Genomic DNA, 22,715 nt, shown 5'->3' on the forward strand with positions numbered 1-22,715 from the left:
CTCCACCCCGTTCAATCGACCCTCCCGTACCGACATCGTTCCGTTGTACGGTGCCGATCAGACGTCGATCGGACGTCGACAGACTACGAGGCGCTCCAGGGGTTTCCACATGGGCAAGGGCAAATCCGACCTCTCGCTGCCGCTGAGCGAGCTGGAGGACTACGGCAGCCGGCTGCGCTCCATCAAGACCCGGCTGAACCACACCAAGAAGCTCTTCGAGTCCTACAAGGACGACATCGGCGACGGCAGCGTGAACGACGCGCTGGAGGACTTCGAGTCCAACTGGGAGGACGGCCGCGAGGACATCACCCAGCAGCTCGACGCCCTCGCCGACATGTCGGACGCCGTCGTACGCGAGTTCAAGAAGCTGGACGACGAACTGGCCAAGCAGGTCAACGAGAAGATGAAGGTCCGGGACGCGAGGGGCAACGGCACCAAGTGAGTGGAGTCCCACACGGGTTGGGCCCCACGCCCGTTGAACCCCACATCTGTTGGACTTCCCTCACCCCACCTCGTTCTCCGCCACCGCCTCGCCTCGAACCGTCACATCTCCGCCGTAGAACAGCCCTGTGAACACCGGCGAGTACGTCAACTGGACCTCGACCCGCACCTCGTTGGCGTTCGCCGCCACGCAGTGGGACGCTGCCGTGTCCGCCGCGGACATGTCCATCTCCTGGGCGAACGCCTTCACGCGTGCGTCGCAGTTCTGGAAGTTGATGGGAGCGCCGGCCGCCGCGTTGCCGTAGAGGGCGTCGAGGTCTATGTCCTGGGCGGCATAGCGCGCCGCCTGTTCCGCGATGTCCGCCGCCCGTTCTCGCTTCGAGATGGACATGCCGCCGTCGATCACGAAGGCGGACAGGGAGATGAAGAGAAGGGCGAAGATGATCACGGCACCGGCGCCCGAGCCTCTGTCGTCCAGACGTGCCCACCTGCGTCCACACCAACCACGTACAGCAGAGTGCACCGTCACACCGTCCTCCGGAACGGGTCCAGCGGTGAGCTGAAGGTCGCCGTCAGGGTAGTGGGAATGTCGAGGCCCAGCATCGCCAGACCTCGCACCTCGCAGCTCACCTCGACGCTGAAGATGGTGTCGGGCTCGAATCCGGCGCTGGTCTGGGTCACTGTGACGGGGCCTGAACAGACGTCGGTGAGGTCGGCCTCCGCCGCCTTCCGGGCTTCCGCCATCGCCGTCGTGTGATCCTTCTGGATCGACCCGGCCCGGGCCGCGTCCCGCGCCGCCCCGTCAAGAGCCCCTCGCCCGTCCACCAGCTGCCCGAAAGCCACCAGCACCAGAATGAACATGATCATCACTGGGGCGAGGATAACCACCTCGATGGTGGACAGGCCCCGGTCGCCCCGGTCGCCCCGGTCACCCAGGTCCCACCTGTTCCACCGACCCCGCAGGGCAGAGAAGTAACCCATCAGTTCACCCCGTCCCGCACAAACCGCTCCACCGGCCCCACCGACTGCGCGTGCACGGTCAGATCGAACCCGGGGAACACCGTGGGAACCCGTGCCGTGATCTCCACGCCCACCGTGTTCTGCTCCGGCTGGAGCATCGTCACGTTCGGCGAGAGGACCAGACTCGGGCCAAGCTGCTGGATGTAGCTGTCCACCACGTCCTGTGCCTCACCCCGCCACACACCCGGCTGGTCGTGCGCCATGGCACGGGCCTTGCGGGCGCCGGCCTGGGCAGCCGCCTGGGCCACGTGGTCCGCGAAGAAGTACAGCGCGAACTGCACCGTCGCGAAGATCATGAAGAACAGTACGGGCGTCAGCAGCACGAACTCGATCGCGGTCATGCCGGAGTCGGACGTACGGGCGCCGGACGCACGGGAGGAGAACCTGCCCGCGCCGGACGCGCCGGAGTCACCGCGGGCGGACGCCGACTTCCGTGCGACCTCCACCCTGCGGCGTACCCATCTGACTACGCCAGCACCACCCACGAGCAACAACCCCGTCAACTCGACCCCGTACACCCCGTTTTCGTACGTGCGATCAGCAGGTGCCGCTCGCTTGGGCGCCCTTGATGCAGTTACCGACCTTGTTGGCGCCGTCGCTCAGCGCGGTGTTGATGATCGCGGCGACCACGCCGACGATCGCCACGACGACCGCGGAGATGATGACCCACTCGACCGCCGACGCACCGCGGTCCAGTTCGCCGGAGCGAGCGCGCTGCACGCGGCTCTGCAGGAAGGTGACCAGGAAGTCCATCGCCGGGATACCGGTGCTGAAGTTCCGCCCGTTCATTCCGTTCAGTCCGTTCATGGTGAGTTGTCCTCTCGGGAATCTCAAAAATCTCAGGAGTTGGAGAAAGTAGTTGTCGGCGCGGGACGCCGAACTCAGACCTGGAACACGCGCATCGCCGCCGGATAGATCAGGAACACCAGGAACCCGGCGCACAGCAGCAGTTGGGCCACGAGCATCGACTGCGACTTCTCGCCCGCGCTGCCCTCGATCTCGGCCAGCTCGCGGTGCCGCATGGTCTCCGCGCGGGAGGCGAGCGACTCGCGCACCTTCGCGCCGTCGTCCGCGACGAGAGCGAGGGAGGCGGAGAGGTCCTTGAGTTCCTCGATGCCGAGTTCCTCGCCCAGCGAACCGAGCGCCTGCCACTGGCTGGTGCCGGTGATACGCGCGTCCGCGAGAGCGTTGCGGATGCGCTGGGTGGCCCAGCCGTCCGACACCTCCGCCGCCGCCATCAGCGCCTCGGGCAGACCCCGGCCGCCGGCCAGGCTCATCGACACCAGGTCGAGATACGCCCCGATCACCCGCCGCAGGTCGCGCCGCTTCTCGGCCGCGTCCCGCCGTACCTCGAGGTCGGGCAGGAAGAAGAAGACCGCCGCGAAGAGCAGCGCCATCCAGACCGGGATGGCCGGGCTCCTGCCGATGCCCAGCGTCAGCACGATGGCGAACATGAACGGGCCGAAGAACAGACCGGCCGCCCCCAGCAGCACCTTCGTCGCGAGGAAGTTCTCCCAACTCCGGTCCAGGACAGCCAGGTCGGACCGCAACGAGCGCTGCTCCCAGCCCTGCTGGAAGTAGAAGTCCGAGACCCGGACGCCCACTTGGGCACGGAACGAGCCGATCCGGCCGGCGTCCTGTGTGCGATGGGCCGACTCGTACGCCGCTCCCCTCGCCCGCATCGCGTCGATGCGCGCGACCTGCGAGACCGCACTCCGCTTCGACGGCATCAACGCCCGTACGAGCACGTAGACGCCGAGGCCCAGAGTGGCGCCGACCAGCACGGGCATGGTCAGGTCGTTCATCGACGTACCCCCTCTTCGGTGCCAGGAGCGGCCCCGTACGGCGCCGGTCCCTGCGTTCCTTGTGCGGGCGCCCGGGGCGGCCGTACGAACTGCACGGACGACTGGTCCCGTACCAGGAAGCGTTCAGGCGTCTCGATGGTCGACAGCTTGCGCAACCACCAGAAGCCGAGCGCGAACAGACCGCAGACACCGGCGAGTACGACCTGCCCGATCGGCGTGCCGTACGGCTCCACGAACTCGCGGTTGAAGATGGCGAGTCCGAGGACGAAGCCGACCGACACCACGACAACGATCTGTACAGACCGGCGAGTTGACGAACGCTGTGCCATGACCCGGTGCCGCATGTCGACCTCCTCGCGCGCCGACTTCGCGAGTGCGCCCAGGACTTGACGCAGCCCCGGGCCGCGAAGCCGCGCGTTGAGGATGAGCGCCGCGACGATGATGTCGGCGGACGCGTCGTCGATCTCGTCCGCGAGCTGCTGAAGCGCCTCGGGGAGAGGAGTACGGGAGCGGAGCCGGTCGACCATCGCGTCCAGATGCGGACGCAGTACCGGGGCCGCCGCGCGCGCCGACGCCGGGATCGCCTGCTCCAGACCGACAGCGCCGGCGATCGTGTCACGCAGCGACTCCGTCCAGGAGGCGAGGGCCTCGACGCGCCGCATACCGGCCCGTTCCTCCGCCGCACCGCCGAAGAGACGGTCCCAGAAGAAGACGAGGACACCGGCCGCGATACCGGCCACCGCCCACCGGGTGAGCACCAGCACGGCGAGTCCGACGAGGGCGGCGAGCGAACCGCGCTGCCCCGCGAACCGGATGAGTTCGTTCGCCCGCTCGCTGGCCTTCTGCTTCTCGTGCTCCGGTTTGACCGGCAGCCCACGGATCGCGATCAGGAGCAGCGCGAGCCCACCGCCGACGGTGACGCCGGCCACGAGCGAGTACAGGACCTCGGTGGAGAACAGTCCGCCCATGGAGCCGAGCGGGCCGGCCGCCACCGAGTACACGTCCCCGTACGCATGCGTATTGCTGTACGTCGTCATGGTCACCCCCAGTTCCCGCCGGGCAACCGGTACCCGTGCGCGACCAGATCGTCGAGGCAGGAAATGGGCGCGTGCGGCACGATGCGGCCGTCCGGGGTCTCGGCGAAGATCTCGCTGGACAGCACACGGCCGTCCACGCCGTTGACCTCGCGGACCGAGGTCACCATGCGCTGGAGCCGCCCGCCCGTCTGGTAGTTGTTGCGCCGCTGGATGAAGACGACGAAGTTCACCGCGCCCGCGACGAGCATCTGGCTGGCCTCGATGGGCAGCCGCTCCGCCGCCTGGAGCGCGTACGTGGAAATACGGTTGAAGACCTCGTGCGAGCTGTTGGCGTGGATCGTGGAGAGCGAGCCGTCGTTGCCCTGTGACATCGCGTTGAGCATCGTCACGATCTCGTCGCCGAGGACCTCACCGACGATGACGCGGGAGGGGTTCATACGCAGCGACCGTCGCACCAGCTCGGCCATCGAAATCATGCCCAGGCCCTCGGAGTTGGGCAACCGTTCCTCGAACGCCACGACGTTGGGGTGGAGTTCGGGAAACTGGTCGAGGCCCAGCTCCATCGCACGCTCGACGGTGATGAGTCGCTCGTGCGGCGGGATCTCGTTGGCGAGGGCCCGAAGCAGCGTCGTCTTACCGGCGTTGGTGGCGCCCGCGATCATGATGTTCTTCCGGGCGCGCACCGCACAGGCCATGAAGTGCGCGACTTCCGGAGTGACGGTGCCGTTCCCGACGAGGTCGGAGATGAAGACCTTGCCCATGCGCGCGCGACGGATGGAGAGCGCCGGGCGCCGGGTCACATCCATGACGGCCGACAGACGCGACCCGTCCGGCAGTCGCAGGTCGAGCTGCGGATTGGCGGAGTCGAAGGGCCGGGAGGAGAGCCCGGAGTAGGCGCCGAGCACCTGAATGAGCTCAATAAGTTCTTCATCGCTCTCGGCGACGGGGTCACCGGCGACCTCGCGCCCATCGGAATACCCGACGAAGACCTGGTCGTACCCGTTGATGTCGATGTTCTCGACGTCGACGTTGTCGAGCAGCGGCTGCAGCCTGCCGACCCCGAAGAGCGCGGCGTGCACGGCAGCCGCGTACTGCTCCTCGGTCTCGGCATCCAGCGGCGTACGCCCGGCGTTGATCTCGGTGCGGGCGTAGTCCTCGAGGATCTGGGCTATGACGGCCCGCGCGTACTGCCGCTCGTCCTCGCCGGACATCGGCGTGACGTTGGAGGCCTGGTCGAGTCGACGTTGCTCGGCGATCCGGTCACCGGCGTCCTGCCGGAACCGCTTGACCAACGAGTGGTCGACAGCGGTCATCGGCCGGCTCCGGCATGACCGGGCTGACCGCCGGCGTAACCGGACTGACCACCGGCGTGACCGGGACCGGGCTGCTGACCGGCCTGGCCGGGCATCGGGATCTGGTGACCCTGGACCTGGCTGGGTACGGACCATGCGGCGCCGTACTGCTGATACAGATCCGAAGTCACCTTGCGGGCCGACCGGATGAGCATCGACTTGTCGAGCCGCCCGCGCTTACGCCCGGCCAACTGCTCGGCCCCGGCCGGGTCTTCGGCGAGGGTGCCCACCACCCGGGCACCCGTCTGCGCGTGTACGAGCATGTCGTTGACCTGGTTGACCAACTTGCCCGAGTTGTTCGGATCGGCGATGAGGATGACCCCGATGAGGGGGTTCGCGAGACTGGCGGCGCCGCGCGGACCACCGTGCAACTTGGTGGAGAGGGCGGCGGCGCGGTCGCGCACGCGCGCGATGGCTTCCGGTTCAGTCCGGGAGACGAGCAGCACGAGCGCGGCATGCGGAAACAGCTCGACGACAGAGGTGTCCCCGCTGATGCGTCCGCAGTCGGCGATGACGTCGGCGGGCGCGTTCGGGGAGTCGGCGAGCTGCGCGAAGGCGCTGCCGAGGGTGGGCCAGAGCCCGGCGAGCGCGGCGGCCTGCTCGGCGATACCGAGCCCGACGAGCACTTCGAGCCCGCCGCTCAACGGCTGGACGTGATCCCAGAGTTGATCGGGAACGAGCCCGCGCCGAGCGGTCGCGGCAATGGACAGCATGCCGGTGTTGGGGTTGAGCATCCCGCCGTGCGCGGCGGCACTCCGGTAGACGAGGTCACCGCCGGCCGGGTCGGTCTCGGCAAGCAGAGCCCGCCGAGGCCAGACCGCCGCGAGTGCGACGGCCGCGGTGGTCACGCCGGGTGAACCCTTGTCGGCGGCAAGAACGATGAGCGCCATGGTTCTGGGGCCGCCTTCAGCTGCTGGGGATGAGCACGAGAGCCACTTGGCCGGCTGCAGCGGCCTGAGCCAGTTCGGCAGCCTTGGTGCTGTCGACGGTGAGGGTGACGGGCAGGTTGGTGCTGCTTATCACGTCACTGTCCGTGGTCTCCTGCAGGAAACTGACCTTCGCTTTGTCCACGATCAGGCTGGTGCTGGCGCTGGACGAGGAGGAGTCGCTGGAACCAGTGCTGGAGCCGGTGCCTGTGGTGTTGCCGACGCGGTAGGCGGCGACGAGGTCCCCCTGCTTGAGGTTGTTCGGGTACTGACCCTCCTTGAGGGAGAGCCCGACGGTGGCCTGCCCGGCGCCGAGGCCGGTCTCGCCGGTGAACATCTGGCCTACAGGGACGACTCCCCCAGGGATCGGGCTGACGGCCTTCAGCTTCATCAGGCCGGAAAGCTGCTCCCACGGGATGTAGTCGATGCTGTCGTCGGCTGCGACAAGGACGGAGGCCGTGTTGGCCTTGCTGACGTGCCCCCCAGCCGGAATCGGCTTGGTCACCTTGACGACCTCGATCCGGTCACCAGCCCGCAACACCAGCGTCGTCGCGCCCAGCGCCCCGAGAAGAATCAGAAGCACCGCGAGGGCGGCAAGAGCCGGTTTGCGTTCGCGAGGCGGCGCCGGGAGCCGCTCGCCGGACATCGGCGGAGCGGGCACCGAGGAACGGCCGCCACCCGCACCCGTACGCTCTTGGATCTTCACGCAACAGCTCCCCGTACACCCACGAAAAATTCTGCCAATTTACGTGCCAAATGGGACACTTCACTCGCGAAGTACGCGATACACCCTTGCCGGACGTACCGCCCGACCTGGCCAACTAGCCAGCGCTGGAGTGAGTGTCAAGCCATGGCACCGTATCAGCCGCACATAAGCCCCTCAAGGCGCGTTCTGAATCGTGAACAGCGAGGGGCACAACGTTATTCACGCGCAACCATGGTCGTACGGTTGCTGGTTGGACACGGGGATGCGCATGGAGCACCTGCTGTGCACGCGCGAATCCGTTGCCCACCCGACATCTACAGGTCAGACAACCCGGGCCACCGCCCGACCCGTCGCCACGGATCTCCCATCAGGCCTGCACGATTCGCTCACGCGAGGGGGACGGACCGGTTCCGTCGTACGAGGGATATGCCTCAGCAGCGCGTGCCCTCTCGCAGCGCTCCCTCGAAGGGTTCCAGGACTTCGTCCAGGCTCATCTCACGCCACCCCTAACCTCCCGACCGCTCTTCCGACACAGTCGCCTGTGTCCTGACCCTGCGCCTTCACTCGTTCGTGGACCCGGCGACCAACCTGGAGTTGTACGGACGAGTGATCTCGGGGCTGGGCGCGCGGACGCCGTTCCTCTATAGCCCGATAGCTGCCGCGAAGGCGGCCGAAACAGCACGGCTCCGGGCATTGCCTCACCGTCCGGGGCCGAGTGCATCTCCGGATGGACACGACCAGGACACAGGACGTATCGAATTTGTGCCCATAGATTCACAAACACCCCCGCCGCGACAGCAGTCCGGCCTGGCAGCACCACAAGCCCCCCAGATACCGTCAGGGCTCTCAGCTGTATCGACATCTCACGGGGAGCCCACCTTGAAGCGCCGCTCTTTGCCCGTTGCTGCCGCGCTCTCCGCTGCCGCAGCCCTGCTGTTGACGGCCTGCGGCAGCGGAGACGACAACTCCAGCGACAACAATAAAATCGCCGGCGCGGAACAGACCACGGCAACACCGTCGAAGTCGGCGGAGCCGTCGGCGACAGCGGCGGAGGGCGGATCGGACGGCGTGGACGTGTCGCTGCCCAAGGACATGAACCTGGTCTTCGACTGGACCAAGCCGACGGACAAGAACGAAGCGGCGGCGATGGACGACGCCGCGAACTTCTTCCGCTCGATTTACCGGGGCGTCGACAAGCGCACGACCAGGGACGCAGCCGTATCTGCCTACGCCACGGGCGACGGACTCCACTACGCGCAGGTACAGATCAACGAATGGATCAAGGGCGGCTGGACCGCGACCGGCACGCTGCGCCACTACGAGGCCACCACCCGGTCCGCCGCGAACGGCAACTCCGTGGAGGTAGCGTTCTGCGCGGACGCTGGCAAGTTCTACGGCAAGGAAATCAAGACCGGGAAGGTCCTGAAGACCGAGAGCAGCATCAAGGACTTCGACTACTACAAGATCATCATGGTCAAGTTCCCTACAAATACAGGCTTGTGGCAGGCATCCAAGGTCTTCGTCGAGACCGAGGCGGCGAAGTGCCAGTGAACAGCTCGCGGCGCACAGTCCTCGGCACCGCCGCTCTGACTCTGACCCTCAGTATCCTTCTCTTCACGGTCCCGGCTTACGCGGGAAAGCCTGTGGGTTCCGGCCAGGGAGCGGACACCGAGCAACAGGGCGGCGGCGACAGCACCGGCATCTACGCGGCCGCCCAGATCCAGTACTCCGGCTCCGTCGCCAAGGGCGGCAGCACCGGCAACGTAACGTCGGCCGACGTCAACTGGACGCCCCCGGCCTGCTGGTACGCCCCCTATCTCGGTGCCAAGGACTTCAAGGCGAAGATGTCCAAGAGCATCGAGGACCAACTGAACACACCCGGCATGGGCGGTACCGCCGGCTCGGCGCTGGGCCAGACGCAGAGCCACTACGAGGACGAGTTCGGCTGGATCGACACCCCCGGCTACAAGGACTACAACGTCGACAAGGACGGCGAGGGAATGTTCTGGGCCGGCGTCGAGAACCCCAACGAGCCGGACGTCCTCAAGCGGAACTCGTGCAGCGACCTCCCGTTCTGGGTCGACAACGGCGAGGCCCCGCCACCCCGGTACGAACAGGCCATCAGCCCGGAGATTCTCGCCGGCCTCGCCTACCAGCACATGCAGCTTCCGGACACCAAGGTCACCCTGGCCCCCGCAGCCAACACCAAGGTGAACCTGCCGACCTGGGCGTGGCTGAACAAGGCCGTCTTCGACGAGGTCCAGGCAACGGCGGCCGTCAACGCCCCGGGCTTGAACATCCAGGCCACGACCACCGCCAAGCCTGTGTCCCTCAAGCTGGAGCCGGGCACCGCGGACGCCGAGACCTATCCGGCCTCCGGCGAGTGCGTCATCAACGCCGACGGCTCCATCGGCGAGCCCTACGCCCAGGGCAGGGCCGGCCAGACACCGCCGTGCGGACTCAAGTACCTTCGCTCCTCGGGCGACGGGACGTACAACCTGAGGGCGACCATCACCTGGGACATCGCCTGGACCGGCACCGGCGGCGCGGGCGGCGACCTGCCCAACGGCTCGTTCGGCAGCGAACAGGCGATCACCGTCCAGGAGATCCAGGCCGTCAACAGGTGAGTGCGGAACTGTCATAACCCCGGTCCCCGCGCCGTCCGGAAAATTCGCGTTTCGCCTTCGTCTCCGCCCTTCGCACCTCAAACGAATAATCGGGGGAATGTCAATGTCGGACCTGATCGTCGACTTCGACCTGCTCAGCACGTCGGCGAAACAACTCAACGCCATTCAGCGCGAGTTCAAGAACCTCGACGACTGGAAGGACGAGATCAAGTCTGTCGTTGGAGCCTCCGAACTCAAAGAGGCCATGACCGACTTCATCGACAACTGGGACGACAACCGCAAGCGCCTGCTGGAATCGCTGGAATCCGTCGGGAAAATGGTCGAGGGGACACTGGAAACGTTCAAGAACCTCGACGACGAGCTGGCCAAGGCTGGGAAAAAGAAGAAGTAGGGGCCGTACGTCCCGTAACCGCCGGCTGAACGCTGTCTTCTGGGGGAGAAATGGCAAGACCGAAGGACTGGCATCCACTGCGGGAAAGTGATCCCGTACCGGGGGATCCCGAGGGCGTCCGTGGCCAGGTCACGCACATGAAGAAGATCGCCGAGTTCCTGCGGACGCAGGCCGCGGCGCTCACTGCGATGGCCGACGCCGACAACCTCAAGGGCCAGTATGCCGAGAAACTGGGTGAGGACGCCCGCGGCCTGGGCCGCAAGCTCGACCAGGCTGAGGACCGCTATCGCGAGGTGAAGGGACACCTGTCCAACTGGGCGGACGAACTGGAGGAGTTCCAGCGGAAGGCCGACAAGGCACTCGGCGACGCCCAGGACGCTCAGCGCATCATCGACCGCCACGCGGCGAAGGCGGACGAAAAGGCGGGCTCGGAAGAGAAGAAGGACGGAGAAACCGGGGAGGCCCACAGCTCCCCGGAAGACAATCCCGAACTCAAGCGCGCCAAGGAGGATCTGGAAGACGCGCGGAAACGGGTCAACGCGGCAGCCGGTGACTATGAGGAGCGGGCCGGTCATTTCGCGGGAAAGATTCGCTCGTCCATTGATGACGACATGAAGGACAGCTGGTGGAACGATGTCAAGGGGTGGGTGGCTGACGCCGAATGGCTCGGCGACTGGGCCGAGTATCTGAGCTGGGCCGCGACCATCGTGGGTATCGCCGCCATGTTCTTCCCTTTCCTCGGCCCGCTCGCGCTCGCACTGACCATCGCCGTGACTCTGATCCACCTCTCGCAAGCACTCACCGGAAACGGCTCGTGGTTCGACGTCATCATGGACATCGGCGCGCTCAAAATGGCACGGAACGGAATCAGGGCGGCCAAGGCCGTCAAGGCCCTCCAAGCGAGTTCCCGGAAGACCGCGGCCGGACTGGCCAAGGACAAGGCTGCGGCGCAGGCAGCGCGGGGCAATGCGGGGGCCAGGGACACTGCGGCCCGCGCCGGGCGACGGCGCGGCGGGACGTCGAGCAAGACCCGCGACAAGGCCCGTGCTCGCCGTCTGCGCATGGAAGGCGAGAACCGCGCAGTTGGCAAACGAGCCTCCGATGAGGTGCGTGACGCCGAGATGCCGCAGGTCAGCGCGCAGGAAACGGCCAATGCATTGGGCGACAAGGCACTCGGTCGCCAGATGAAGGACATCACCAAGCTGCGGGACGAGTATCCGAACAGCAGCATCCTCGCCGACAACGCTCGGCAGGCCGCGCGCCACAAGGATGCCATCCAGGGCTCGTGGGGTGTTTCCACCGTGCTTGACGTGGCCGACAAGACCGGGGACGCCGTCAGTGATGGCGAGTACGGCAGGATGAAGGGCGGAATGACCGTACCCGTAGGCTCGCAATGGTGAAGGAAGCTTACTGATGACCGACATCCCCCGCGACGGGGAAGCCGAGCAGGCCAACCTCCGACCACTGAGCCTTCTGTACGGCATGGCAGCCGTCAAAGTGGTCTTTATCTTGGCGTTGTTGCGTTTGTTTGCCGGACCGATGACCAAGGACTTCTTCGACAAGGAACTGATTTCGATGCCGACCTGGGAGTGGGCTCTGTTCTCGCTCACTCCAGGAATCCTGGTCTTCTTGGCCCGGCGCCCACAGGACTGGGCCTGGCTCTCGAGTGAGCGTAACTTCCTCCGGATTCCGCTGAGTTTCTACTTCCTCTACGGGCTGGCCTTCGCCGTTTTTCAGGGCGTGTGGATCCTCTGGATCTCAGTCGCCGCAAGCGTCGGAGCCTTCGCGGGTATCCGTTACCTGAACAGCAAGGAGGCCGCCCATGACCACTGACCAAACCACCACACCGGTCACCGGCTACCGTCTCCTCCTCCCTGACCAGTGGGCGCAGGTCCCCCTGCGCCACGGTACCGAGGAAGCGGTACACCGCATCCTGGAGGACGCCTACACCCGGATCCCCAAGAATGCGCCACCTGACAAAGTCAGCCCGTACAAGCGGGAACTGGCTCGAAGGTTCCGGCGAGCCGTCACACAGGCCCAGCAGACCAAGGGCCTTGACCTCTACCTGCCGGTGAAGCCCATGGGTGGCAGCGACTTAAGCTTCAGTCTGGGCGCTTCTATCCTCGTCTCGGAAAGCCTGCTCCCACGACGCTCCGGCGCCGAGGGCACTGGTGAACCAACCGATGCAGCCGTGCAGTTGCTGTCGCGTGACGGGGCAGAAGGAGCTGACCTCAGCTCTGGGGAGATCGACGGTGCCCTCGCAGTGCGCCACGAGTACGTTGCTGCGGCCAACCCGGACCGGAGCACGGAACTGGCCTCGCGACGGGTGGAATACATCGTGTCCGTACCGGGCGACCCGGACCGCTGGTTCGTGGCCGCCTTCTCCACCATCGGAGGTGGGGATCCGCGCGACGAGCTGTCCGAGGCTCTCGTCGAATGGTTCGACGCAGTGATGGCGAACCTCCGCTGGAGGCAGGGATGAGCGAGTTCTGGCCCATCATCGACATCGAGCACGTCGATGCCTATCCGTGGGTCATTCTTCCGCCGCGCGGTGGGCCCCTGGCCCCCTTGGAAGAATGGGACGACATCCAGGCGTGGTGCCACGAAGCGGCCGAGGACCTGTGGGTTGACCGCGGGCTCGATCCCGGCCCCAACGGCGTGGACTTCGTAGGAGCTACCCTCACTCGCGCCGCCGAAGCCTTCTGCCCACCCGGCTCGCAGCACTGGCTCTTCCTGCACCTCGACCACCCCACCGACCTTCCCATCCCCGTCTGCGTGGCCATCGGGCCGGCGCAGCGCCCCCGTGAGGAGACCCTTCGGGCGCTGACCCTGGCGGACGACCCGGAGGCTGTCGAGCCGCCGGTCGTCAAGAACTTCAAGGCCGAGCGGCTCGGAGAAGGCCTGACGACCTTCCGGTATGTCCCCCAGGAAGACTCACCGCATCTGCTCGCCTGCGTGCGTTACGCGTGGCAGGTCGAGGAACACGGGGCTGACGTCGTGATGTGGACAGCGATCGAGGACATCCCGCGCCTCATCGGCGCCTCGGAGGATCTGGAGAACCTCGCGCACTCCCTGGCGATCTGGATTCCCTGAGCCGAGACACCGCGAAAGCGAACGCCCCCAGTTCTGTCTCCGCTGGCCTGCAGAGCGGCGGAGAGAACTGACGTCAGTGGGTCGCGGTCAGGCGTCCGCGCATGACGCATCGGCCTTGAGTACCTCGACGAACGCTGCGAAAGCGCTGAAGCGGAAGGCGAGTGTGGCGTCGGCCGGGGCTTTTGAGTCGCGTATGGCCACTTGGGTGAGCCGGGGGGTTATCTCAATGCAGTTGTTGCCGTCGGCGCCGCCGGAGTAAGACGACTTCTGCCAGTTGTCTGGGGTGGTCACGACGTGCCTCACAGTTCCTTCGCCAGCCTGTGGATGAAGTCACGCGAACGTGTGGGTTCGAGTGATGCAGCCTTCACCTTACGGAAGAGCGTTCGAAACGCGCCGAGTTGGGCTTCGGAATCGATGAAGGCCGTGCCATGGGCTGTGTCACGAAGCGCCGTGTCCAACTTGGGTACCGCGCCACCCGCGTACGTCATGGTGCTCCAGGCTCCTCCGAAGTCGTCCAGGTCGAAGGGGATGACGCGCACGCTGACGTTTTCCGCTTCGGAGTACTCCAGGATGCTGGTGAGCTGGGCTCGCGAGGCGGCGCGATCGCTGACCCTGATGCGCAGAGCAGCCTCATGGATCACTGCTTCGTACGGCATCAGGGTGGGTCCCGTGATGATCGCCTTGCGTTCCATGCGGTGGTTGACACGCAACGCAAGGTCGCTGTCCGGGAGTTCGGGGACCCGGTACGAGAAGACGCCGCGAGCGTAGTCCTCTGTCTGAAAGAGGCCGGGAACGTGCAGGAACTCGATGTCGAACCGGTAGGTGGCGTGGTGTTCCAGCTCGGCGATGTCCAGGAACGAGACTGGCAGCAAGCCCTGGTATTTCTCCCACCAACCGCGCGTCCGGTCGGTCGCCATCACCACCAGTGCCTCGGTCAACTTTTCGTCCACGCAGACGTAGTTGGCGACAAGGCGGCGAACCGTGTCCTCGCTCATGCCCACGACCCCGGACTCGATCTGACTCAACCGCGCCGAGTCCGTCCCTAGGGCCGCCGCGGCCTCGCGCCCCTTGAGCCCTGCTGCCTCGCGCAGTTTCTGCAGCTCAGCGCCGAGACGCATCTGACGCGCGGTGGGTTGCCGCCTCCTCGCCATGGGGTCTCTCCTCGTTTCAACGGCCTTGGGTTGCGGCCTCGTTCGAGGGCAGATTACGACAACGAGTTGCGTGAGACCAATTTTGGTCTCTACTGTCGGTGACGCGACGCACGCACTGCGAACCCGGGACCCCGGAAGCGCACCACTCCGTCTTGCCACGACGGCTGTGGCACTGCCACCGCCCGACACCCACCGCGCTGATCCCTGCCTCAACCTCGCACATCACAAACGGAGTTCACGCATGCCTGAAATCGAGCCCGGCGGCCCTGGCGAATCCGACGCCCCCTGGGAATACATGCTGTACATCCCGCACGATCTACGTGCAGTGACCGTCTGCCGCCGTACCGTCCGGCTGGTCCTCACGATGCACGGCCTGATCCGTCTCACCGACGTCGCCGAACTCATGGCGACCGAGCTGGTGTCCAACGGCGTGCGGCATACGAAGGGACCCGTGGCCCTGCGCCTGAACTGGCGGGCCGGCGTCCTGCGCGTCGGGGTGTGGGACGCCGACCCTGAGCCGCCCGAACCGCCGCCCTCGGCAGCGGCGTTGACGCAGCTCACGCACCTGGAGGATGGACGCGGCCTGGCCCTGGTCCGTTCCTGTGCCGACCTCTGGGGCTGGCAGCCGTTGAGCAGAAGCGGCATCAGGGGCAAGTACGTCTGGTGCGACCTCGGCGCGGCCTAACCCATTTATCGCGCCGTCCCTCACCCGAGACCGCGTCAGCCCCGCTCGCCCGTGACCTCGTACTCCCGGTCCCACCGGCTCTGCCGTACGCCGCCCCACGTGCCCAACGTCACGACCGCCGCCAGGAGATACGCGAGCAGTTCGCCGTACGAGGCGGTGTCCACGGCGTCAACCGGGCGGGCGACGCCTTCGGGGTCGTACCGGACCCGGAGGATGTCCCCCTCCGACACCGACTCCCGGCAGCCGTCCTCCTCCGAAAGTGAAGGCCAGATCGCACGTCCGCCGGACGCCCGCAGCATGCACTTGTCGGTCTTGCCCTCTTCCTTGTGCACCACCACGGCCTCGGTCCACCGGCCACGATCCGCCAGACCGGCCTGATCGCCGGCCTGTTTGCCGAGTACGCCCAGGGCCACCCCCGCGACAACGGGCACGATGAACTGCCACGCGACCTTTCGCTGCCTGAGCGGAATCCTGCGCGGCCACAGCACGGGTACCAGCAGGCTCGCCAAGGGCAGCACGATCCACGCAAGCAGCAGAGCCGCGCCGCCGTAAGGGCTCGGGAGCGGTGTCACGGGGACTAGCCAGCCCAGTCCTGCGGAACCGCCGGCGCACCCGAGGGCACAGAGTGACCAGCGGATCATCGCGGTCCGGCGCCCAGGAACCTCATTCGCGGGCCCTGGCTGTACGTCGGCCCGGGACACGTTCGCTGCCATGTTCTCCCCCTCCCCGCTCAGACCGCACTCATCGACGGTCCGCGTCAGCTCGTCGCGCCGTCCAACACCCACACCACCAGCGCTATCCCAGCCCGGCGGCAAAAGGCTGGGGCTCAGAACGCCACGGACAGCGTCTTCACGATGTCTGCCGCGGCCTCCTCCATCTCCTCGGCGATTCCCGGCACCGTCCAGGACATGAGGAAGACCAGCGCGCTCTCGGCGCCGGTCGGCAGTACCCCGTACATGAGTGTCTCCAGCAGGATGCCCGGGCCGTCGGGTGAGGCGCCGGCCGTGGCGAAGTTCTGGCGGATGCGTACGGCGGGCCCGATGGGCACTTTGGTACGTGTGATCAGTGGCGGGCCGAAGTCGTGGGCGCTGAAGGTCTCGGCGAGCCAGTCCAGAGTGATCCGGGTTACGGATGCGTCGGGATGGATGAGGTCGATCTCCAGGGTGGCCAACGCGCTGTCGAAGCCGTCTGGGTAGAGGGCGAAGGCGTAGAAGGGGTCGCGTCGTCGGCTGTCCTCAGCTTGAGCGCGGAGATCCTTCTCCAACACCTTCGCGTCGATGTCGTAGCCCGCCGCTCGGCTCCGCTCCCGAAGGTCGGCAGCCGTGCTCCTGGCCCAGCGCTTGACGTTGTCGGTCGGCTCGATTGCGAGCGGCACCCAGTCCGTCGGGCAGACGATGCCGCATTCCCGAAGCTCACTCATGCCGCCTCCGTCCAACTCAGAGATCCGGCGACCGCGTCGAAGAGGTCGACCATGGCATCGGCGATCTGAACGAGCGGAGTGGAGAAGGTGAGGAGCAGGATCGCTTCGGCCCTCGGTACCTGCACCTGGTAGTCCAGGGTTACGGAAGGCAGCGCGTACTCCGCTTCCTTTTCCGCCCCTACCGGCGGGCGGTCGCGAGCCGGGTTGAATTCCTCGCGGACCCGAAGCGCCGGCCCTGCCGCGAGCTCGACGACCGACACCTCCCGGCTGTCATTCCCTTCGGCAGCCAGTCCACCGGCGATCTCGTCGAGGGCCGGAAGGCGCCCTCCCTGAGGAGGAAGGCCCAATGCGATCAGCAGCGAAGCCGGGACGGTGAACGGGCCTGCCTGCTGAAGGCTGAGATAGAGCTCGATGCCGCCTTCGTCGAAGGCTTTGGTCGCCTGGCCGATCATTTCCTGTCTGACCTGCGCCTTGATCTGGGGCGCGTTGTCGATCCCCTTGAACTGCCTCTCCACAAGGGCATCCACAGACCGCTCACGTCGTTCCGGGTCGATATGAACTCGGAACCAGCCCTCTGGCAGCAGCAGTTGATAGTCCGCAGGCGGCATGGGATCACTCTGGGGCGTCAAGGTCATGACGTCTCCGAGACATGAGGACGGTCCTGGGTGAGGCGGCTGGTGAGCTGGTTGGCGATAGCCGGGCCCAGCACGGCGGCGATGGTCAGAGCAGAGAAGGCTCCCGCAATTTGAGCAGGCGCCCTGTCAGAGAGAAGCCCAGCCAGGAGGAGCGCGCTGAAGATGGGGAGCACGATCACCTCGCTGCCTCCGACCACCGATTCGCTCCAACTGGTCGCCCTGCGCGCAGCCTTGCCTGCCATCGGAGACATCTTCCTCGCATCGCTCGCGAGTTCATGTGCTCGATACCAAAGGTCCGGGCCGTCCGTGCCCCCGGCTTTTGAGGCATGCTTGAACTTCTCATCGGACACTGGGAGTTCGAGAGCCGCCACAAGCTCGGCCCAGCGTCGGTCACCGTCCGGACCCGCGAACCACCACTGCCACGGCAACAGCACACGCGCTTGTCCGTCACCGTCCCGCAGCTCGACACCCAGGTGGACGCCCGTCTTCGGATCCGTCAGCCGCACCAGCCGCGCGATGCCATGAGCCCCACGCCGCGCGTACCAACGTTCCTCACCCACGGTGTTGGTCAGTACCACGTCGCCGGGCAGCACCCGTACGGCCGCGGTATCCAGGAACCGGCGAGTGGCGCCGGTGCCCGGTTCAGGAGTAGGGGTGATGACGACGGCGTCGGCGAGCCTCGTGTCTCCGCGTTCGCGCCACCAGGCGAGAACACGTACGACCACGTCACTGGCGGGCAAGAGGAAAAGTGCGGCCGCCGCGACGACGAGGCCCCGACTGCCGATGCTTTCCACCGCGACGGAGAGGACCAGGGCGATGAGCCAGCCGACCATTCCGATACCTCGCACCCAGCCGTTCCAGACCGGCACATCGGCTTCGCTCGCCGAGTCGTGGTCGCCACCCCCCGGGCTCTCGATCACTTCTCGGCCCCACGGCTTCGGGCTCTCCGACAGGGGGATGCCGAGATGGTCGCACAGCTGATTCAGTCCGGTGCGGCTGAGGCAGTCCTGTGGACTCAGGTCCGCCGTCCCCATGACAGGCCCTTCGGGAAGCCACTGTGCGAGGGGGACCTGGAGCACGTAGTGCCCCGCCGCGTCCTGGAAGACCACAACGCCCCACCGCGCCGTAAGACGTTTCGTGGCGGTTCCTCTGGCGTCGGCCGGCGGGAAGAAGACAGCTTGCCGGATTTCCCCGTCCCCAACGGGATACCGCCGTTCCCGCCGGTGCCGATTCCGTACGACCAGACTGTTCCCGACGACCAGACCGTTCCCGTCGGCACCGTTCCCATCGGCGTAGACGCGTGCGTTGCGTACGACGTCGACGCCGGGACCACGCATGCTCCTCGGCCGCAGGGCAGGCTCGCGCGGTGTCGTAGCACTCTTCGACTGCTCAGCCATCACTCGTCGTCCACGCATCCTTGATCCCGGTCGCCGACCAAATACCGTCACCCAGTCCGTCGACGCCGATGAGGTCACCGACCGCGCCCGTGATCGGACCCTTGTCCATGGCATCCGTGAGCGAGGCTATACCGGTCGCACCCGCCCAGATTCGCGTCTGCGTCTTAAGGGTGTCGGACAGATCCGAGACCGCACCTCCCGATCGTACGGAATCGCCGATATCGTCGATTCCCTTGCTCAGGGAATCAAGTCCCGCATCGCCGACCCTGGGACGCATTCCGTTCTCCCACGCCTCGGACCAGGTATTTCCTTTGAAGAGATCTCCAGCATCCTTGAACGCCTTGAGATCCTTGAAGCTGTCGACCATTTCCTTGCCGATGGCCTTGGGACTGAACGCCTCGACCAAGCGCCCCGCACCGGGGAACCAACCCTTGGGGGCGCTGGCGATCGCTTCCGCACCCGACTTGCCGCGCAAGGCGCCGCCGCTCAGCCGGTTCGCTTCCTTCCACGCTGCTTGAACTGCCTTGTTGTACGCGGAAGTACCCCGCTTTGCGGTCACCCGCGCCATGGCGTTCCGGAACGCGGCCGAGCGCGCGACACCCTTCGCTCCCGCCGCAGCTCCTCGCGCCCCAGCGATGGCGCCCCGGCCGATACCGAATGTGGCCAGACCCACGACGTCCAGCGCGACATCGAACCAACTCCCCTCCCCCGCCAGGGCCAGCACAATGTGGCCCACGAGAGAGATGGCGGTGGCGATCAGCGCAATCGTGCCGAGAACCGCTGCTAGTACCTGGCCCACGATGGGAATCCATCCGACCAACAGCGACAGAGTTCCGCAAATAGTGGCGACCCAGCCCAGAATATCGACCAATTGCTTGATCCAGCCGGCATTGTCGTGGACCCAGTCCTTGAACTTGTCCCACCTGCCGTCCTTCAGGCCGTCGTTGTCGATCGCGGTCCGAATGGCCTCACGCGCACGCTTGACGGCGACATCACGGACGTCCTTGGCCGCTTCGAGGTCCCTCTTCGCCCTCTCTATCGCCGAAGTCGCTGCCTCCTGGCGCTTCTCGAGCTTCTTGCGGTTGGGATCGTCGTCCGCCGTGTCTTTGGGTAGCCCGTCGATCGCGCCGGTGCTCGTCTTCTGATCCGCGTTCGCGTCCTGGGCGTCGCGGAGCGCCTTGTCGGCCAGGGTCTGTGCGCGATGCAGCTCCGAGGCGTACTCCTTCGAGGAGCCGCCTTCGAGCACCTTTTCACCGAGGGCGTCCGCCGCCGCTTCGTATCGCTTGAAAGCCTTCCGCAGCTTCCCCTCGGCCCCTTCGGCCTGCGTACGGAACTCGTCGGCCGTCTTGCTCTTCCAGGCGTCGACGGAGGAGAGTGCCTTGATCTCGTCCGCCTGCTTCTTGATGGATTCCGCGGTCTTACGGAAATCGCGGCCGAGCCGGGCGACTTCCTCCGGATCTCCGGGGATCGGGTCGGAGGATTCTCCGATCACCGCCCACTCGTCAGCTCGAGGACGCGTCACTTCGCACCCCCTTTGCCGTTATCGCCCTGTTTATCCGTGCCCCGGAGTGCCTCGGCGAGCTGGTGATCGATGTCCTCATAAGCCTGGGCCGCCGCAGAAAGGATCTTCGAAAGCTTCTCGATCTCGTCCGTGAGCCGTTCTCGATGGATCTTCCAGTTGTCCCCGAAGTCATCGAAGGTCTCGACCAGACTCCGGTCACCAAGCACATCGACACCGAGACCGTCGGCCGGGTTCGCGTTCTCGGAGAACTCCCGGTGGATCTTGGAGAGCGAGCGCGCGCTCTCTTTGATGCGCGTGACGTCGGCAGTCTGGTCCGACATGTTCCCCCTATCAACCGTCTACCCGAGCACCGATCCTACGGTTGGGACTGCTGGTTTCCAGGCCTGGCCGACAACGGAACCGTGACGGTGCGCCTTTTCCTCACGCCAAAAGGTTTCAGCAGAAGGTTTCGGCAGAGGGCTCGGTCAGAAAGCCCCCTCACGTCACCCACCCCAAAGACCCCGCGATCGCATCGCACAGCCTCTCCATCGGACCGATCATCCCCATGACCGGCGCCGAGAAGGACAGCGTCAGGTAGCCCGCGCCTCCCGGCATACAGACATGGACGTTCAGTGTCGTGGCGTCGAGGACCCGTACGGCAGGGCCCGCCGGGAGGTCGATCACCGATATCTGGTCCCGTGCGCTGGCCTCGGGGCGGTGCATTTCGAGCCATGCCGCGTACTTCCACGGATCAGCCGGCGTCTTCCCCAGCGGCATCGACGACACCAGGAGCGAGACGGGCAGGCTGCCGTCCTGGAAGGTCGCCAGGAGGAAGAACTCCAGGGCGCCACGCGACCGGCCCGCTTCCGCGGTGTTGCGCAGGGTGGTCCATACGTTCCGCGTGAGCTCGGCGGAGACGTGCCGGCCCTCCGCCTGGTGGTCCACGAAGGTCTTGAGCTGGGCACGCCAGCGGTCCTGTGTGAGGTCGATGCGGAACCACTCCCGCGGAACCAGCAACCGGTAATCCCGAGGGACGCCCACCGGCGAGTCACTGGCCGGAATGGCCCCCGGTGAGTCACCGGAGCAGTTGCCCACCGGCGAGTCCCCCGAGGGGCTGCTGACCGGTCTGTTCGTCGGCCTGCTCACCGGCCCGTTCGTCGGTCCGCTCACCGTCGGCTCGGCATCGGCCCTCCGCCTCTCCTTCACCCCGGCATCACCCGTGGCGCTCCCGCCTCGTCGAAGAACCGCACGCTCTTCACGATGCCGGCGAACATGGCGGAGAAGACGTCCCAGCCTTCGATCGTCGGCGTTCCCATCTCCAGCACCAGCACGGTCCCGTTGTTCAGGGGAATCTGGACCTGTATGAAAGAGGTCCAGATCGGCTCGTCCTGGCCCGACTCCGTCAGGCTGCCGTCGACGGCGGCCGACCGGTTGCCGACGCATGTCACCGCGGGGCCGCAGGGCAGTTGCACTTCGCCGATCTGGCCGAGGTCCAGGTGCCGCATCGTGGACGCTATGAAGCCTGCCGGACTGGTGCCGGCCCGCTCGTCCAGGTCCATGAGGCTGACGTTCACCGTGGCCGTACAGCGGACGCCGTCGACCTCCGTCGTGACGAAACCGGCGTACTGAACGCCCGCCTCGATGAAGTCGTCGTAGTTCGCGGCGCACATCGCGGCCCACTGCAACTGCACTTCCTCGTCGGCGCCGGGCAGTGTCTGCTTGGCCAAGTCGACCAGTTGGTCCGCGAGTTCATCCAGGTCGTCCGCCTCGAAGGGCAGCTCGAAGAAACCCTCGGGCATGATCCACCGGACCTCCACACCGCCACTTCCCACAAGGCTACGCTGGGCTTCGTCGACGGTGTCAGTGGTGGTCATTCGAACCTCCACTTCCAGGTCTTCCTTGAGGGCTTTCCATGCCTTCCGGGTCTTCCGGGCCTTCCGTGTCTTCCGAGTCCTCGCGGGCCGCCACCTCTGGACGGAAGTTCGCCGCGAAGGGATACGGGCCGTAGTGCGGGTAGTGCGCCGGTACGTCGGCTCCTCCACGGCGGGCGATGTGCGCGATCTCCCGGTATCCGCGCGCGCGGGCCCGTAGGTTCTGCCGGACGGGATCGCCCCAGACCGACAGCGCGCTGCGTATGAAGAGGAGAAGCTGCGTTCCTACGACGGCCGCCGTGATCGCGAGATAGACCGTGCGGGCGGTGCCGGTCTCCCAGTACTGCGCCACTCCGCCCCAGTAGACCGTGGCCCCCGAGCCCACGAGCGCCAGGGGCACTCCGTGGACGAGGCCCGCCTTGAACATGTCCTCTTCGTCGTCGTGCCGTCGGTGCAGCAGGTCGAGCACCGCCCGGTCGTCCATGAAGTCGAACCGGAGCTCCCGGCCAGCTTTCTCCGCTGCCTGTTTCGCCTCGGGGACGGTGGAGAGCACCGAGCCTCCGACCAAGGTGACGACGTCACCGCCCCGGCGTCCGATGAACTCCCGTTCCCCGAAAGCACTGTTGCCGCCCATATCGCCAATACCGCTCATGTCGC

29 protein-coding genes are annotated in these 22,715 nt (G+C 66.3%); 9 read left to right on the forward strand and 20 right to left on the reverse strand.

Annotated elements, in window-relative coordinates; genetic code table 11:
• Positions 1–109: 109 nt before the first annotated feature.
• Positions 110–442 (forward strand): hypothetical protein, encoded by a 333-nt coding sequence (locus tag QA861_RS42560; RefSeq protein WP_334594281.1) that lies wholly within the window; start codon positions 110–112, stop codon positions 440–442.
• Between the two features lie 60 nt (positions 443–502).
• Here QA861_RS42560 and QA861_RS42565 read toward each other — a convergent pair whose 3' ends face one another.
• The 9 genes from QA861_RS42565 to QA861_RS42605 form a co-directional block, all read right to left on the reverse strand.
• Positions 503–964, reverse strand: coding sequence for a TadE/TadG family type IV pilus assembly protein (locus tag QA861_RS42565; protein WP_334594282.1), 462 nt, complete (start codon positions 962–964; stop codon positions 503–505).
• 2 nt (positions 965–966) lie between these two features.
• Positions 967–1,422, reverse strand: a complete 456-nt coding sequence (locus QA861_RS42570; protein ID WP_334594283.1) for a TadE/TadG family type IV pilus assembly protein — start codon at positions 1,420–1,422, stop codon at positions 967–969.
• Entirely contained in the window at positions 1,422–1,907 is a 486-nt protein-coding gene (locus QA861_RS42575) for a TadE family protein (protein ID WP_443041648.1), read from the reverse strand. The genes QA861_RS42570 and QA861_RS42575 overlap by 1 nt, the downstream gene beginning before the upstream one ends.
• A 91-nt stretch (positions 1,908–1,998) precedes the next feature.
• Positions 1,999–2,250: a hypothetical protein gene (locus tag QA861_RS42580; RefSeq protein WP_334595028.1), complete on the reverse strand. Its 252-nt coding sequence runs from the start codon at positions 2,248–2,250 to the stop codon at positions 1,999–2,001.
• 92 nt (positions 2,251–2,342) lie between these two features.
• Positions 2,343–3,266: a type II secretion system F family protein gene (locus QA861_RS42585; RefSeq protein ID WP_334594284.1), complete on the reverse strand. Its 924-nt coding sequence runs from the start codon at positions 3,264–3,266 to the stop codon at positions 2,343–2,345.
• Complete coding sequence (locus QA861_RS42590; protein ID WP_334595029.1) at positions 3,263–4,234, reverse strand: type II secretion system F family protein; 972 nt, start codon at positions 4,232–4,234, stop codon at positions 3,263–3,265. Before QA861_RS42590 ends, QA861_RS42585 begins: the two co-directional genes overlap by 4 nt.
• Before the next feature lie 71 nt (positions 4,235–4,305).
• The gene (locus QA861_RS42595; protein ID WP_044473360.1) at positions 4,306–5,616 is read right to left on the reverse strand and encodes a TadA family conjugal transfer-associated ATPase; all 1,311 of its coding nucleotides are present in this window, start codon (positions 5,614–5,616) and stop codon (positions 4,306–4,308) included.
• Complete coding sequence (locus QA861_RS42600; RefSeq protein WP_334594285.1) at positions 5,613–6,545, reverse strand: hypothetical protein; 933 nt, start codon at positions 6,543–6,545, stop codon at positions 5,613–5,615. The genes QA861_RS42595 and QA861_RS42600 overlap by 4 nt, the downstream gene beginning before the upstream one ends.
• Positions 6,546–6,561: 16 nt before the next feature.
• A complete protein-coding gene (locus QA861_RS42605) occupies positions 6,562–7,287 on the reverse strand; it encodes a hypothetical protein (RefSeq protein ID WP_334594286.1) in 726 nt (241 codons plus the stop codon).
• Positions 7,288–8,166: 879 nt separating this feature from the next.
• Between QA861_RS42605 and QA861_RS42610 the strand changes: the two genes are divergently transcribed.
• From QA861_RS42610 to QA861_RS42640, 7 genes are all read left to right on the forward strand, one after another.
• Positions 8,167–8,838, forward strand: a complete 672-nt coding sequence (locus QA861_RS42610; protein ID WP_334594288.1) for a hypothetical protein — start codon at positions 8,167–8,169, stop codon at positions 8,836–8,838.
• Positions 8,829–9,914, forward strand: a complete 1,086-nt coding sequence (locus tag QA861_RS42615; protein ID WP_334594289.1) for a hypothetical protein — start codon at positions 8,829–8,831, stop codon at positions 9,912–9,914. The genes QA861_RS42610 and QA861_RS42615 overlap by 10 nt, the downstream gene beginning before the upstream one ends.
• A gap of 103 nt (positions 9,915–10,017) precedes the next feature.
• Positions 10,018–10,305, forward strand: coding sequence for a hypothetical protein (locus QA861_RS42620; protein ID WP_334594291.1), 288 nt, complete (start codon positions 10,018–10,020; stop codon positions 10,303–10,305).
• A 50-nt stretch (positions 10,306–10,355) separates the two neighbouring features.
• Entirely contained in the window at positions 10,356–11,705 is a 1,350-nt protein-coding gene (locus QA861_RS42625; RefSeq protein ID WP_334594293.1) for a putative T7SS-secreted protein, read from the forward strand.
• 13 nt (positions 11,706–11,718) lie between these two features.
• A complete protein-coding gene (locus tag QA861_RS42630; protein WP_334594295.1) occupies positions 11,719–12,138 on the forward strand; it encodes a hypothetical protein in 420 nt (139 codons plus the stop codon).
• Positions 12,128–12,787: a hypothetical protein gene (locus QA861_RS42635; RefSeq protein ID WP_334594296.1), complete on the forward strand. Its 660-nt coding sequence runs from the start codon at positions 12,128–12,130 to the stop codon at positions 12,785–12,787. The genes QA861_RS42630 and QA861_RS42635 overlap by 11 nt, the downstream gene beginning before the upstream one ends.
• Positions 12,784–13,398, forward strand: coding sequence for a hypothetical protein (locus tag QA861_RS42640; RefSeq protein ID WP_334594297.1), 615 nt, complete (start codon positions 12,784–12,786; stop codon positions 13,396–13,398). Before QA861_RS42635 ends, QA861_RS42640 begins: the two co-directional genes overlap by 4 nt.
• An 87-nt stretch (positions 13,399–13,485) precedes the next feature.
• On the opposite strand, the gene QA861_RS42645 is transcribed toward QA861_RS42640, so the two are convergent.
• Positions 13,486–13,689, reverse strand: coding sequence for a DUF397 domain-containing protein (locus QA861_RS42645; protein WP_334594298.1), 204 nt, complete (start codon positions 13,687–13,689; stop codon positions 13,486–13,488).
• Positions 13,690–13,697: 8 nt separating this feature from the next.
• Complete coding sequence (locus QA861_RS42650; RefSeq protein WP_334594299.1) at positions 13,698–14,549, reverse strand: helix-turn-helix domain-containing protein; 852 nt, start codon at positions 14,547–14,549, stop codon at positions 13,698–13,700.
• Between the two features lie 241 nt (positions 14,550–14,790).
• Here QA861_RS42650 and QA861_RS42655 point away from each other — a divergent pair, with 241 nt between their 5' ends.
• On the forward strand, positions 14,791–15,234 hold the full coding sequence (locus QA861_RS42655) for an ATP-binding protein (protein ID WP_334594301.1): 444 nt from the start codon (positions 14,791–14,793) through the stop codon (positions 15,232–15,234).
• 35 nt (positions 15,235–15,269) lie between these two features.
• Here the strand turns inward: QA861_RS42655 and QA861_RS42660 are convergent, their stop codons facing one another.
• The 9 genes from QA861_RS42660 to QA861_RS42700 all read right to left on the reverse strand — a co-directional run bounded on the left by QA861_RS42660 (position 15,270) and on the right by QA861_RS42700 (position 22,710).
• On the reverse strand, positions 15,270–15,806 hold the full coding sequence (locus QA861_RS42660) for a hypothetical protein (protein WP_334594302.1): 537 nt from the start codon (positions 15,804–15,806) through the stop codon (positions 15,270–15,272).
• Positions 15,807–16,060: 254 nt separating this feature from the next.
• Entirely contained in the window at positions 16,061–16,654 is a 594-nt protein-coding gene (locus QA861_RS42665; RefSeq protein ID WP_334594304.1) for a hypothetical protein, read from the reverse strand.
• Positions 16,651–17,289: a hypothetical protein gene (locus QA861_RS42670; RefSeq protein WP_334594305.1), complete on the reverse strand. Its 639-nt coding sequence runs from the start codon at positions 17,287–17,289 to the stop codon at positions 16,651–16,653. The genes QA861_RS42665 and QA861_RS42670 overlap by 4 nt, the downstream gene beginning before the upstream one ends.
• Positions 17,286–18,626 (reverse strand): hypothetical protein, encoded by a 1,341-nt coding sequence (locus QA861_RS42675; protein WP_334594306.1) that lies wholly within the window; start codon positions 18,624–18,626, stop codon positions 17,286–17,288. The genes QA861_RS42670 and QA861_RS42675 overlap by 4 nt, the downstream gene beginning before the upstream one ends.
• Positions 18,627–18,678: 52 nt before the next feature.
• Positions 18,679–20,178: a putative T7SS-secreted protein gene (locus QA861_RS42680; RefSeq protein ID WP_334594307.1), complete on the reverse strand. Its 1,500-nt coding sequence runs from the start codon at positions 20,176–20,178 to the stop codon at positions 18,679–18,681.
• Between the two features lie 26 nt (positions 20,179–20,204).
• On the reverse strand, positions 20,205–20,528 hold the full coding sequence (locus QA861_RS42685; RefSeq protein WP_334594308.1) for a hypothetical protein: 324 nt from the start codon (positions 20,526–20,528) through the stop codon (positions 20,205–20,207).
• 157 nt (positions 20,529–20,685) lie between these two features.
• Positions 20,686–21,333, reverse strand: a complete 648-nt coding sequence (locus QA861_RS42690; RefSeq protein WP_334594309.1) for a hypothetical protein — start codon at positions 21,331–21,333, stop codon at positions 20,686–20,688.
• A gap of 56 nt (positions 21,334–21,389) precedes the next feature.
• Positions 21,390–22,061 (reverse strand): hypothetical protein, encoded by a 672-nt coding sequence (locus QA861_RS42695; RefSeq protein WP_334594310.1) that lies wholly within the window; start codon positions 22,059–22,061, stop codon positions 21,390–21,392.
• Positions 22,048–22,710: a hypothetical protein gene (locus QA861_RS42700; RefSeq protein WP_334594311.1), complete on the reverse strand. Its 663-nt coding sequence runs from the start codon at positions 22,708–22,710 to the stop codon at positions 22,048–22,050. The genes QA861_RS42695 and QA861_RS42700 overlap by 14 nt, the downstream gene beginning before the upstream one ends.
• Positions 22,711–22,715 lie beyond the last annotated feature (5 nt).

It is taken from the genome of Streptomyces sp. B21-083 (assembly GCF_036898825.1).
Lineage (GTDB): Bacteria > Actinomycetota > Actinomycetes > Streptomycetales > Streptomycetaceae > Streptomyces.

Bases quoted from the DNA above. Each gene is read 5' to 3' on its own strand.
- QA861_RS42590 (WP_334595029.1), bottom strand. From the start codon at position 4,234: ATGGGCGGACTGTTCTCCACCGAGGTCCTGTACTCGCTCGTGGCCGGC.
- QA861_RS42655 (WP_334594301.1), top strand. From the start codon at position 14,791: ATGCCTGAAATCGAGCCCGGCGGCCCTGGCGAATCCGACGCCCCCTGG.
- QA861_RS42625 (WP_334594293.1), top strand. From the start codon at position 10,356: ATGGCAAGACCGAAGGACTGGCATCCACTGCGGGAAAGTGATCCCGTA.
- QA861_RS42580 (WP_334595028.1), bottom strand. From the start codon at position 2,250: ATGAACGGGCGGAACTTCAGCACCGGTATCCCGGCGATGGACTTCCTG.
- QA861_RS42675 (WP_334594306.1), bottom strand. From the start codon at position 18,626: ATGCGTGGTCCCGGCGTCGACGTCGTACGCAACGCACGCGTCTACGCC.
- QA861_RS42560 (WP_334594281.1), top strand. From the start codon at position 110: ATGGGCAAGGGCAAATCCGACCTCTCGCTGCCGCTGAGCGAGCTGGAG.
- QA861_RS42670 (WP_334594305.1), bottom strand. From the start codon at position 17,289: ATGACCTTGACGCCCCAGAGTGATCCCATGCCGCCTGCGGACTATCAA.
- QA861_RS42595 (WP_044473360.1), bottom strand. From the start codon at position 5,616: ATGACCGCTGTCGACCACTCGTTGGTCAAGCGGTTCCGGCAGGACGCC.
- QA861_RS42640 (WP_334594297.1), top strand. From the start codon at position 12,784: ATGAGCGAGTTCTGGCCCATCATCGACATCGAGCACGTCGATGCCTAT.
- QA861_RS42700 (WP_334594311.1), bottom strand. From the start codon at position 22,710: ATGAGCGGTATTGGCGATATGGGCGGCAACAGTGCTTTCGGGGAACGG.
- QA861_RS42585 (WP_334594284.1), bottom strand. From the start codon at position 3,266: ATGAACGACCTGACCATGCCCGTGCTGGTCGGCGCCACTCTGGGCCTC.
- QA861_RS42685 (WP_334594308.1), bottom strand. From the start codon at position 20,528: ATGTCGGACCAGACTGCCGACGTCACGCGCATCAAAGAGAGCGCGCGC.
- QA861_RS42635 (WP_334594296.1), top strand. From the start codon at position 12,128: ATGACCACTGACCAAACCACCACACCGGTCACCGGCTACCGTCTCCTC.
- QA861_RS42630 (WP_334594295.1), top strand. From the start codon at position 11,719: ATGACCGACATCCCCCGCGACGGGGAAGCCGAGCAGGCCAACCTCCGA.
- QA861_RS42620 (WP_334594291.1), top strand. From the start codon at position 10,018: ATGTCGGACCTGATCGTCGACTTCGACCTGCTCAGCACGTCGGCGAAA.
- QA861_RS42650 (WP_334594299.1), bottom strand. From the start codon at position 14,549: ATGGCGAGGAGGCGGCAACCCACCGCGCGTCAGATGCGTCTCGGCGCT.
- QA861_RS42695 (WP_334594310.1), bottom strand. From the start codon at position 22,061: ATGACCACCACTGACACCGTCGACGAAGCCCAGCGTAGCCTTGTGGGA.
- QA861_RS42665 (WP_334594304.1), bottom strand. From the start codon at position 16,654: ATGAGTGAGCTTCGGGAATGCGGCATCGTCTGCCCGACGGACTGGGTG.
- QA861_RS42600 (WP_334594285.1), bottom strand. From the start codon at position 6,545: ATGGCGCTCATCGTTCTTGCCGCCGACAAGGGTTCACCCGGCGTGACC.
- QA861_RS42570 (WP_334594283.1), bottom strand. From the start codon at position 1,422: ATGGGTTACTTCTCTGCCCTGCGGGGTCGGTGGAACAGGTGGGACCTG.